Consider the following 7,293-nt stretch of genomic DNA (forward strand, 5'->3'; position numbering starts at 1 on the left):
GCGAGAACGTCGCGTTCGGCGTTGGCGAACCGCGCGGGCTGGTCCGTGAAGAGGGGCGTGGCGGCAGGCCGCAAGAGCGCCCCGACGCCCCAGCCGGCGCCCTCGAGGACTCGGGTGCCCGCCGTCGTCGTCGGTCCGTAGACGGCGAGCCGATTCGGCTCGGCGACCAGATTGAGCACGGGGTAGCCGAGCACGAGCTGGCGCGCGGCGACCCCGGCCGGGAGCGACCATTCGGCCACCCAGAAGTGCTTGATCGCGTGCGCAGCCCACTCGGGCGGTGCGATGCGGGCGATGGGGACGCGCGGATCGGGCGTCAGCTGGCCGCGGGACGTGGGCTGCTCCACGCGTTCGATCGTAGCCGCCAGCGTGTCGCGTTTCTTCAAGCGGCCGCGCTCGCGGCATGCCTACCGTGGGCTCATGAGCGAACAGAATCAGGCTGCCGACGGCGCGCACACCATCAACGGAACCCCGATCGGCTCGACGTCCCTCACGCCGTTCATCGTGGTGGACGGCGCGGCGGGAGCGATCGGCTTCTACGAGACGGTGTTCGGCGCCCGTCTCCTGAGCCGCACCGACTTCCCCGGGCCGGACGGCAACCCGATCGTGGCGCACGCCGTGGTCGATTTCGGCAACGGCCGGCTCGAACTCGGCGACCCCAATCCCGCCTACCACCTCGTGCTCCCGCCCGCGGGCGAGGACGACTGCCTCTCCCTCGGCGTGTACCTCCCGGACGTGGACGCCGCCGTCGAGCGCGCCGTCGCGGCCGGTGCGACGCTGCGCGAGCCGGCCGCGACTTTCGTCACGGGGGACCGCTACGCGAGCATCCGCGATCCGTTCGGCATCCGCTGGTCCGTCATGACGCGCGTCGAGGACGTCTCCGACGAGGAGGCCGCACGCCGCGTGGCCGAGTGGGCGGCGTCGATGTCGGCCGAGTCTGCGCCGGCGGCCCAGGAGTAACTAGGTTGCCACCAGGCGGGTGAGCCGAAGCATCCGTGCTCGCCGGCTCAGGCGTCGAAGCCTGTGCCAGCGCTCACGGATTCCCACGCCTCGACCTCGCTGGCCTGGGCCGCCGCCGTCGCGCGGTACGCGTTGAGCGCGTCCTGACCCAAGAGCAGGAAGCCCGGGGTCGCCTCGGCCTCGACCGCGGCGATGATCGCCTCGGCGGCCTTGTCCGGATCGCCCGGCTGGGTGCCGTGGACGGTGTCGTGCTCCTTGCGGCGCTTGCCCGCCGTCTCCGCGTAGTCCGCGATCGGCTCGGCAGACTGCGTGAGCGAACGCCCCGCGAAATCGGTGCGGAAGCCGCCGGGCTCCACGACCGTGACGCTGATGCCGAGCGGCGCGAGTTCCTTCTGCGCGGAGCCGGACAGGCCCTCGAGCGCCGCCTTGCTCGCCGAGTAGTAGCCGGATCCGGGCGGGCAGATGCGCGCGCCGATCGAGGAGATGTTCACGATCGCGCCGCTGCGCCGCGCGCGCATGCCCGGGAGGACGGCCTTCATCATCGCGACAGGCCCGAAGACATTCGTCGCGAAGAGCTTCTCGATGTCGGCGTCGCCGCCCTCCTCGACCGCCGAGCGATAGCCGTAGCCCGCGTTGTTGACCAGCACGTCGACGGCGCCGAACCGCTCCTCGGCCTGCCGGGCGACCTCGGCGACCTGGGCCGGATCGGTCACGTCGAGGGGGAGCGCGAGGGCCGACCCGGGGTGGGCGTCTGCCAGGTCCTGGACGGAGGCGGCGCTGCGGGCGGTGACGATCGCGTTGTGCCCCTTCGCGAGGACGGCGCTCGCGAGCGCTCGTCCGAGGCCGGTCGAGCAGCCGGTGATGAGCCAGGTGGACATTGAGGTTCCTTTCGGGAAGCGACCACGTTCGGTACATCCACCAGAACACCGCATATCCCGCGCGCGTGGGAGGGCCTGCCGAACCGTGGACTGACAGGCCCTCCCTCGGCGTCCCCCCGAGACGTAGCGTCGAGCCCATGGAATATCTCCGTTTGGGCAATTCGGGGCTCCGTGTGAGCCGCATCGCGCTCGGGTGCATGAGCTTCGGCGACACGAGCCGTGGGTTCAGCGAGTGGGCGCTCGACGACGACGCCGGCGAGCCGATCTTCCGGCAGGCCGTGGAACTCGGGATCACGTTCTGGGACACCGCCAACGTCTACGGCTACGGGACGTCGGAGGAGATCGTGGGCCGAGCCATCGAGAAGTACTCGCGCCGCGAGGACGTGGTGCTCGCGACCAAGGTCTTCTTCCCGATGCACGGCGGCCCCGGTGGGTCGGGCCTGTCCCGCAAGGCGATCTTGGAGCAGATCGACGCCTCGCTCACGCGCCTCGGCACGGACTACGTGGACCTGTACCAGATCCACCGCTTCGACCCCGAGACGCCGGTCGAGGAGACCATGGAGGCCCTGCACGACGTGGTCAAGGCCGGCAAGGTGCGCTATCTCGGCGCCTCGTCGATGTGGGCGTGGCGGTTCGCGAAGCTCCAGCACGCAGCGGAGCTGAACGGCTGGACCCCGTTCGTGTCGATGCAGAACCAGTACAGCCTCATGATGCGCGAGGAGGAGCGGGAGATGTTCCCGCTCCTCGATGACAAGGGAGTGGGCAGCATCCCGTGGAGCCCGCTCGCGAAGGGGCGCCTCGCCCGGCCGTGGGGCGGCCACACCCAGCGGGCGGACACCGATCCTGTCCAGCGGCGGTTCTTCCGCGACGAGGACAAGCCGATCGCGGACGCCGTGCAGCGCGTGGCGGAGGCCCGCGGGGTGCCCATGGCGCAGGTCGCCCTGGCGTGGGTCCTCCGGAACCCCGGGGTCACGGCCCCGATCGTGGGCGCGACCAAACCGCATCATCTCCCGGACGCGGCCGCAGCGCTCGAGCTCGAGCTCACCGAGGACGAGGCCACGGCGCTCGAAGCGAACTACACCCCGAGGATGCCCACCGGATTCTAGAATTTGGCGTGAGGGTCTGGACCTGAAAGGTGCGCCATGCTCGGTCTTGAACTCGTCGTCGCCCTCGGCGCCGCCGTCGTCCTCGGAAGCATCGCCGCGGAGAGGATACGGGCCAACGCGCCCGTGATCCTGCTTGCCGCAGGAGTGCTGCTGAGTTTCATTCCGGTCTTCCGGAACGTCGGGCTCCCGCCCGAGACCGTGCTGCTGCTGTTCCTCCCCGCGCTCCTGTACTGGGAGAGCCTCACGACCTCGCTCCGTACCATCCGCACGTACATCCGCGGGATCATGCTCAGCGCGACTCTCCTCGTGCTCGCAACGGCGGCGACCGTGGCAGCCGTCGCGCACGGCCTGGGGCTCGATTGGGGCACCGCCTGGATCATCGGCGCCGCGGTCGCCCCGACCGACGCGACGGCCGTCGCGGCGCTCGGGCGTTCGCTGCCGCGGCGGCAGATCTCCGTCCTGAGGGCAGAGAGCCTCATCAATGACGGGATGGCCCTCGTGATCTACGGCGTCGCGGTCGGCGCTGTCGCGGGCGGGACGGCACCCAATTTCCTGCAGGTCTCGGGGCAGTTCGCCTATTCCTTCGCGGGCGGCGCCGCCGTCGGGCTCGCCGTCGGTTGGATCCTGCTCGAGGCGAGGCGCCGCATCGCCAACCCGCTGTACGGCAACGCGGGAACGCTGCTCACGCCATTCGTCGCGTTCCTCGGGGCCGAGCTCATCCATGCCTCGGCCGTGCTCGCCGTCGTCGCCTGCGGCCTGTACATCGCGCACGCGTCGCCGCTCGCCATCTCCGCCTACACGCGGCAGCAGACCGGGGCCGTGTGGTCCCTCGTGACGTTCCTGCTCAACGGGGCGCTTTTCGTGCTCGTGGGGATCCAGCTGCCCTCGGCGATCGGGGGTCTCACGAGTGTGGCGTTCGGAAGCGCGCTGCTCATCGGCGTCGCGGTGTTCGCCGCGACGATCGCGGCGCGCTTCGGCTTCCTCGTGCTCTCCGCGTACATCATTCGTGCCATCGACCGGCGCCCGTATCAGCGCACCCTGCGGACCACGAACCGCGCCCGGCTCGTGAGCGCGTTCGCCGGGTTCCGCGGGGCGGTGTCGCTCGCCGTCGCCCTCTCCATTCCCGAGGGGCCGCAATTCCCGGCGAGGGACACGATCGTCTTCATCACGGCGTTCGTCGTCGTCGCGTCGCTCGGGGCGCAGGGCGTGCTGCTGCCGAAGGTGATCCGTTGGGCGCACATGCCGGTGGACACCTCGGCCGCCGAGGAGCTCATCCTCGCCAAGCGCATGGCGGCCGAGGAGGCGTTCAGTGCCATGCCGGCCATCGCGCGGGAACTCGGCGTCGACGACGAGGTCCTCGACCGGATCCGCGCCGAGTATGAGGAACACGTGTCCGCGATGTCTGCCGGGCTCGACGGCGACGAGGATTCGCCCGCCGTCGTCCGTTCGCGCCAGTACGCGGAGCTGCGCCTCGCGCTCATCGGGCGGAAGCGCGCCACCGTGGTGCGGCTTCGGGACACGCGCGTCATCGACGACGCCGTGCTGCGCCAGATCCAAGCCCAGCTCGACGTCGAAGAGGTTCGGCTCGCGCGCCCGCAGCAGTCGGAATAGGTCAGGAGAGGCGATGATGAGGCATGAGTGACGAGACGGAAATGGTCCAGCGCGGCCTCGGGATCCTCACCGCGACCCTGTCGTGGGAATCGGACGACCCCGCCGCGACGCAGATGTTCAAGGAGTCCTTGCGGACCCTGGTTCGGGTTGACGACGGCGTGTCGATTTCGCTCGCGGGCGGGTCGCCGGAGGAGGCTGCGGTGCTCAAGGGGGTCCTCCCACAGGTGGTCCGACAGGTCATCGAGGCCTTGGCGCCTGATTACACGCGCCTGCTCCTGGGCATGGCCGCGGGGTTCAAGACCGTTGCCGAGGCCTATCGGCGGGACGTCCCGGACGCCGACATCGAAGGCATCCTCCAGGCCGCCGCCCTGCATCTGGCCGCCCAGGGGGAGTAGAGCCGGCACCAGCGCAGCGGCGCGGCTTCCCCGCACCGGGGCGGCTTCCCCGCATTGGGGTGCCGGGCCCGCCGCCCCAGTGCAGGGAAGGGCTACCAGTGAGGCGCCGGGCCACCAGAGCCGGCACGGCCGCCCGTTCACAGGACACTCCCAGCCCCCGGGGCCGTCTTGTCCCGTGATGGGTGCCCACCGTGGGCCTATGCTCGTGATGGACACGTCCAGCAACGGAGGTAGCTCGGTGGATGAGGCAGTGGCGCCCACGATTCTCGAGGTGCGGGACCTCGTGGTTCGCTACGGGTCGCAGACGGCCGTGGACGGCCTGAGCTTTGCGATCCATCGCGGCGAGATCTTCGGTCTCCTCGGCCCGAACGGTGCCGGCAAGACGACAACCTTGAGCGTCATCGAGGGCCTCCGCAAACCCGACGCCGGGCGTGTGACGGTCGACGGCGCCGAAACAGTCCACGCGCCGCTCGCCGTCAAGGCGAAGCTCGGCGTCCAGCTGCAGGCCTCGAGCTTCCAGGCTGAGCTCACCATCGAGCAGCTCGCCCGCCTCTACGCGGGCCTGTACGGGCTCGACCTCTCTCGACGCCAGTTGAAGGAGCGGCTTGAGGACGTGGGCCTCGGCCAGGAAATGGACAAACCATTCAAGAAGCTCTCCGGCGGCCAGCAGCAGCGGTTCTCGCTCATGGTCGCGACCATCCACAATCCGCCGATCCTGTTGCTCGACGAACCCACCTCGGGGCTCGACCCGCAGTCGCGCCGCCAGCTGTGGGACCGCATCGAGAGGTCGCGGCAGGGCGGCGGGAGCATCCTGCTCACCACGCACTCGATGGAGGAGGCCCAGTCGGTCTGCGACCGCGTGGCCATCGTGGACCATGGCCGCCTCCAGGCCCTGGGCGCGCCCAACGAGCTCGTGGCCATGCACCGCGACGATCCGCGGGTGCTCGCCGTGGCCCGTGGCGACGTGACCCTCGAAGATGTCTTCATCGGACTGACAGGAAGTGCTATCCGTGACTGACACGCTCACCCCGATCGTGCCGCCGCTCAGCCTCACGCTGAGATCGCTCCTGCGGGCGGACACGGCCGTCCTGTTCCGCAGCCGGCAGGCCCTCGTCCTCAACCTGCTGTTGCCGCTCATCATCCTGTTCGTGACCAACCGGGGCGGAAAGCTCGGCAACCCCGGCTTCCTCATCGGGATGGCGATCACGTACGGACTGCTGTCCTCGGCCCTGATCGGCTATTCGACGACCGTGGCCCGAGACCGCGAGGCCGGAGTGTTCCAGCGGCTCCGCGTCACGCCGACGCCCACGTGGGCGATCATGGTGAGCCGGCTCACGGTACAGCTCGCCATGAATCTGGCCGTGTCGGTACTCGTCATGATCGTGGGGAGCATCATGCACAGCACCGCGTTCACGGTGGGCGAGTATCTGCTCATGCTAGTCATCTCGCTGCTGGGCGCCGCCGTGTTCCTGAGCATCGGGCAGGCCCTCGTGGGGGTGATCAAATCGGTCACGGCGATCAACGCGATTGGCCGGGTCCTCTTCATCGCCCTGGTGCTCACGGGCATCCTCGGCTCCACGGGCATCCTGGGCGACGACTTCAGGAACTTCGCGGCCTGGACGCCGGTCGGTGCCCTCATCAACCTGTTCTCCGCGGTCCTGAACATCGCGCCGTGGGCCTCCGACGCGACGAACGGTCTCATCGCGTCGCTCGGCTACATCGTGGTCTTCGCCTGGCTCGGGATCCGCTGGTTCCGCTGGGAGCCGCAGTAGGCGGTCGATGAGGTGCCCTGGCAGGGCGCCCCTCGCTGCGCCGGCCGAGGGCCTCGGCTGAGCCCCCGCCCTCACGCCTCCCAGCGCGCCCGCAGCGCGTCGGCGAGGACCGCGAAGTCCCGCGCCATGTCCTGGTACTCGCCGTCGGAGAGCCACTGGATCTGCAGCCCGTCCATGCCGGCGAGGAGGCAGCGCACGATCGACTCGACGGGAGCGTCGGGCTTGAGCCGGCCGTCCTCGGCCGCCTCGTGGAGCGCCTCCCGGAACGCGCGCGCGGCGCCCCGATGGTGTTCGACGAGCCACGCGTTCGCCGGGTGCGCCGGGTCCACGGCCTCGCCCGCCACGGTCGTGTAGAGGCGGATCATGCCGGGCTGCTCCTGGTTGTTGAGGACGAGCTGCACGAGCCGGTCCACGAAGTCCCAGCCGCGCGGTCGCCGCCCGTCCGCGCCGAGGGTCCGCGCGGCGTCGATCGCGTCGCGGCGCTCCATGACGGCGCGCAGAAGGTCTTCCTTCGTGGGGAAGTGGTGCAGGAGCCCCGTCTGGCTGAGGCCACACGCCCTCGCGATCGCGCTCA

Annotated in this window: 9 protein-coding genes; 6 read left to right on the forward strand and 3 right to left on the reverse strand. The window is 70.2% G+C overall.

Annotation, left to right across the window (positions count from 1 at the left end):
* A partial coding sequence (locus tag ACLN58_RS15050; RefSeq protein ID WP_415856068.1) for a DUF6597 domain-containing transcriptional factor occupies positions 1-344 on the reverse strand: 344 nt, incomplete at its 3' end.
* Positions 345-417: 73 nt separating this feature from the next.
* Here ACLN58_RS15050 and ACLN58_RS15055 point away from each other — a divergent pair.
* Complete coding sequence (locus ACLN58_RS15055) at positions 418-957, forward strand: VOC family protein (protein ID WP_415856069.1); 540 nt, start codon at positions 418-420, stop codon at positions 955-957.
* A 47-nt stretch (positions 958-1,004) separates the two neighbouring features.
* Here ACLN58_RS15055 and ACLN58_RS15060 read toward each other — a convergent pair whose 3' ends face one another.
* Complete coding sequence (locus ACLN58_RS15060; protein ID WP_415856070.1) at positions 1,005-1,835, reverse strand: oxidoreductase; 831 nt, start codon at positions 1,833-1,835, stop codon at positions 1,005-1,007.
* Positions 1,836-1,972: 137 nt separating this feature from the next.
* Between ACLN58_RS15060 and ACLN58_RS15065 the strand changes: the two genes are divergently transcribed.
* The 5 genes from ACLN58_RS15065 to ACLN58_RS15085 all read left to right on the forward strand — a co-directional run bounded on the left by ACLN58_RS15065 (position 1,973) and on the right by ACLN58_RS15085 (position 6,719).
* On the forward strand, positions 1,973-2,941 hold the full coding sequence (locus ACLN58_RS15065) for an aldo/keto reductase (protein ID WP_415856071.1): 969 nt from the start codon (positions 1,973-1,975) through the stop codon (positions 2,939-2,941).
* A 36-nt stretch (positions 2,942-2,977) separates the two neighbouring features.
* Positions 2,978-4,552 carry a Na+/H+ antiporter gene (locus tag ACLN58_RS15070; RefSeq protein ID WP_415856072.1) on the forward strand — a complete coding sequence of 525 codons (1,575 nt, stop codon included), beginning with the start codon at positions 2,978-2,980 and terminating at the stop codon, positions 4,550-4,552.
* Between the two features lie 23 nt (positions 4,553-4,575).
* A complete protein-coding gene (locus ACLN58_RS15075; RefSeq protein WP_415856073.1) occupies positions 4,576-4,947 on the forward strand; it encodes a hypothetical protein in 372 nt (123 codons plus the stop codon).
* A 238-nt stretch (positions 4,948-5,185) separates the two neighbouring features.
* Positions 5,186-5,965, forward strand: coding sequence for an ABC transporter ATP-binding protein (locus ACLN58_RS15080; RefSeq protein ID WP_415856074.1), 780 nt, complete (start codon positions 5,186-5,188; stop codon positions 5,963-5,965).
* Entirely contained in the window at positions 5,958-6,719 is a 762-nt protein-coding gene (locus ACLN58_RS15085; protein ID WP_415856075.1) for an ABC transporter permease, read from the forward strand. The genes ACLN58_RS15080 and ACLN58_RS15085 overlap by 8 nt, the downstream gene beginning before the upstream one ends.
* A gap of 71 nt (positions 6,720-6,790) precedes the next feature.
* On the opposite strand, the gene ACLN58_RS15090 is transcribed toward ACLN58_RS15085, so the two are convergent.
* The coding region (locus ACLN58_RS15090; RefSeq protein WP_415856076.1) for a TetR/AcrR family transcriptional regulator at positions 6,791-7,293 on the reverse strand (503 nt) is incomplete at its 5' end.

Origin of the sequence: Sinomonas sp. G460-2, assembly GCF_047759905.1 — a bacterium.
Lineage (GTDB): Bacteria > Actinomycetota > Actinomycetes > Actinomycetales > Micrococcaceae > Sinomonas.